Raw genomic sequence first — 2003 nt, forward strand, 5'->3', positions numbered from 1 at the left:
TGGCGGGGTAAATCCCGCCGAGGCCTTCGTCTCCCTTGTGATGCTGGCCGTGGAACTGGGGGTGGTGTGTGCCCTGGGCATCGGCATCTCCGCGCTGGCAGGACGTCCCCTGTTCTCGATTGTTACCACCTACATGATGGTTGCGCTGCTCGGGCTGGGCACTCTCATCGCGTTCGGTCTGAGTTTCAGCCTGGTTCAGGAAGAGGACGTGGAAGTGACCAGTTCCTTCTACAGCTTTCCGGCTGAGGCCGGCCTCAGTAGTGAGGTGATGACCGAGGACGACATGGTGTGCACCACCAATACCTTTACCCAGACCGTCTACCACACGGAGCGGATTACCTGGCTTCTTGCCGCGAACCCCTTTGTGGTTGTTGCGGACGCTGTACCGTACGACCGCGCCGTACCGGAGGATTTTGCCGGAGTTGGTCCCGACGCCCAATTCCGCACTCCAGGCATCATGGAGGTCATCAGCGACGGAGTCAGAACGTCGCTGGCGGGAGCCGACTATGACGTGACCTGCGCTGAAGCGCAGGGACAGGCGAACGACGCGGCGGGTGGGCAGTTTCCCATCTGGCCGCTCGGGCTGGTGGTGCAGGGGGCGCTGGCCGGGGGACTGCTGTGGCTCGGGCGGAAGAAGCTTGTGACTCCGGTTCGCCGGTTGGCCCAGGGGACACGCATCGCGTGAACATTCTTCCGACGGCGTGCCCATCCATCACGAACAAGTCCCGTTGGCGGGCAGGTGCGCTGGCTGACTGGATCTCCAGAACACTGAATCTGTCCACATAGCAGGCCAGTGCCGCACACAGTGCATCCGGACGGTGCAGGATATTTGCATGAACCTTTTGCAGACGTTGAGCGGACTCGGCGGTGCCGCACGCCGTCGAGAACTGGTTGCGGCCGGATTTGGCGGCTCGGCTCTTCAGGTTGCGCTGGACCGAGGGGAAATTCAGAGACCCGCACGCGGCGTGTTTGCCATTCCGGGCGCAGAGCCGGATGTGCTGGCCGCGAAGTGCGTCAATGCTGAGCTAGCATGCATCAGCGCCGCTCAACGGTTAGGCCTCTGGATACTACGGGCGCCGTCCTGTCTCCACGTTTCGGTCAACCATGGCAGGCCGCTGGACGCACGATTCATAGTTCATCGGAGCAACAGCCCTGGTGAAGTAGCGGAAATTTGTGTCCAGGCCATGCGCTGCCTTCCGGAACTCGATGCTTTATGTATTGTCGAGTCCGCCGTAGCCAGGAACCTGGTCTCATTGGCGCAGCTTCGTGAGCGCTCGAGTGGTCGTAGGGATGGGGATCTCCGGAGCATTGTGGCGCACGTTGACCCGCATTCCGAGTCGATCATCGAGACCGTGGGCAGGTATCACCTGGTCAAGGCAGGCTTCTCGGTCCAGTCGCAGGTGTATGTGAAGGGCGTGGGCCGGCTGGACCTGTTTGTGGACGGCATTCTGGGGATCGAAGCAGATGGACGGGAGTTTCACAGCGGGAAGGTGGAGTTTGAGGAAGACAGAAGGCGCGGGAATCTGTTGACAGTTGGAGGGATCCCGGTGCTGCGCGCAAGCTATCCGCTGCTGGTCGATGCCCCGGACGTCTTCCTCGACTTGGTGAGACGCGGATTGGCACTCAAGCGTGCCCGCTGATCGAGCCCCTTCAGTGGACATATCCACTTATGCCCACCGAACACGACGCTTCGGTGGGCAGATTTCCTAGGCTGAAGTTACGTTAGACAGAACGCCAGGAACCCCGGTTTGTCGGGGTTCCTGGCGTTTTTGGGTCCGGGGTGTCTGGCTACTTTCTGTGGTTTCGGGCGTGGTGGTCGACGAGGTCCATGGCCCTGCGTTGGCGGGCTGTGGGGACGGTGAGCAGTTCGAAGGTCAGATCGCTGGCGGGCTCGTGCTGGCCGTTAATGCTGTCGTGCTCCGGGGTCTGTGGTTTGGTGAGTTTAGTGGTGTTCCGCGTGCGGGTTGCCATGTGAGCCAGGAGGTCCTGGTAGCTGGTGGCGG

General features: G+C 61.5%; 2 protein-coding genes and 1 pseudogene. 2 read left to right on the forward strand and 1 reads right to left on the reverse strand.

Annotation, left to right across the window (positions count from 1 at the left end):
* Both Y708_RS26595 and Y708_RS0119670 read left to right on the forward strand, forming a co-directional pair.
* Positions 1-685 (forward strand): annotated as a pseudogene (locus tag Y708_RS26595) (hypothetical protein); the annotation flags it as partial.
* Between the two features lie 148 nt (positions 686-833).
* Positions 834-1640: a hypothetical protein gene (locus Y708_RS0119670; protein ID WP_028281235.1), complete on the forward strand. Its 807-nt coding sequence runs from the start codon at positions 834-836 to the stop codon at positions 1638-1640.
* A gap of 148 nt (positions 1641-1788) precedes the next feature.
* On the opposite strand, the gene Y708_RS0119675 is transcribed toward Y708_RS0119670, so the two are convergent.
* Positions 1789-2003, reverse strand: a 215-nt coding sequence (locus tag Y708_RS0119675) for a hypothetical protein (protein WP_028281236.1), incomplete at its 5' end; no start/stop codon positions are given.

Origin of the sequence: Arthrobacter sp. H5 (genome assembly GCF_000520595.1) — a bacterium.
In the GTDB taxonomy this organism is placed as follows: Bacteria; Actinomycetota; Actinomycetes; order Actinomycetales; family Micrococcaceae; genus Arthrobacter_D.

Coding starts and splice junctions, on each gene's coding strand:
- Y708_RS0119670 (WP_028281235.1), top strand. CDS start 834: ATGAACCTTTTGCAGACGTTGAGCGGACTCGGCGGTGCCGCACGCCGT.